The organism is Chitinilyticum litopenaei DSM 21440 (assembly GCF_000428145.1).
GTDB classification, from domain to species: Bacteria; Pseudomonadota; Gammaproteobacteria; order Burkholderiales; family Chitinibacteraceae; genus Chitinilyticum; species Chitinilyticum litopenaei.
Genome location: NZ_ATZJ01000084.1, coordinates 1 through 1379, shown reverse-complemented (window position 1 = coordinate 1379; position 1379 = coordinate 1). Strand labels below are relative to the sequence as shown.

1 rRNA gene is annotated in these 1379 nt (G+C 53.6%); it reads right to left on the bottom strand.

Features of this window, described 5'->3' with window-relative positions:
* Window positions 1–26 precede the first annotated feature (26 nt).
* Window positions 27–1379, bottom strand: a 23S ribosomal RNA gene (locus C515_RS0116425); the annotation flags it as partial.

Below are 1379 nucleotides of genomic sequence, written 5' to 3'. Positions count from 1 at the left end.
CGCGTCGTTCACGCGTCTCAGGTTATAGGATCAAGCCGCACGGGCTATTAGTATCGGTTAGCTTAACGCATTACTGCGCTTCCACACCCGACCTATCAACGTCCTGGTCTCGAACGATCCTTTAGGGGCCTTAAAGGCCCAGGGAAGTCTCATCTTGAGGCTAGTTTCGCACTTAGATGCTTTCAGCGCTTATCTATTCCCGACTTAGCTACCCGGCAATGCCACTGGCGTGACAACCGGTACACCAGAGGTCAGTCCACTCCGGTCCTCTCGTACTAGGAGCAGCCCCCCTCAAACTTCCAACGCCCACTGCAGATAGGGACCAAACTGTCTCACGACGTTTTGAACCCAGCTCACGTACCACTTTAAATGGCGAACAGCCATACCCTTGGGACCGGCTACAGCCCCAGGATGTGATGAGCCGACATCGAGGTGCCAAACTCCGCCGTCGATGTGAACTCTTGGGCGGAATCAGCCTGTTATCCCCGGAGTACCTTTTATCCGTTGAGCGATGGCCCTTCCATTCAGAACCACCGGATCACTATGTCCTGCTTTCGCACCTGCTCGACTTGTCGGTCTCGCAGTTAAGCTACCTTTTGCCATTACACTATCAGTACGATGTCCGACCGTACCTAGGTAACCTTCGAGCTCCTCCGTTACACTTTGGGAGGAGACCGCCCCAGTCAAACTGCCTACCATGCACGGTCCCCGACCCAGCTAATGGGCCCAGGTTAGAACCTCAAACACACCAGGGTGGTATTTCAAGGACGGCTCCATGACAACTAGCGTCGCCACTTCTTAGCCTCCCACCTATCCTACACAAGTCTGTTCAAAGTCCAATGCAAAGCTACAGTAAAGGTTCACGGGGTCTTTCCGTCTAGCAGCGGGGAGATTGCATCTTCACAAACACTTCAACTTCGCTGAGTCTCGGGAGGAGACAGTGTGGCCATCGTTACGCCATTCGTGCGGGTCGGAACTTACCCGACAAGGAATTTCGCTACCTTAGGACCGTTATAGTTACGGCCGCCGTTTACTGGGACTTCAATCAAGAGCTTGCACCCCATCATTTAATCTTCCAGCACCGGGCAGGCGTCACACCCTATACGTCCACTTTCGTGTTAGCAGAGTGCTGTGTTTTTGATAAACAGTCGCAGCCACCAGTTCACTGCAACCCCATCACGCTCCAGCCGCAGGGCCTTCACGCTACCGGGGCACACCTTCTCCCGAAGTTACGGTGTCAATTTGCCGAGTTCCTTCTCCCGAGTTCTCTCAAGCGCCTTAGTATTCTCAACCTGCCCACCTGTGTCGGTTTGCGGTACGGTTCAATATCAGCTGAAGCTTAGTGGCTTTTCCTGGAAGCATGGGATCAATCACTTCAG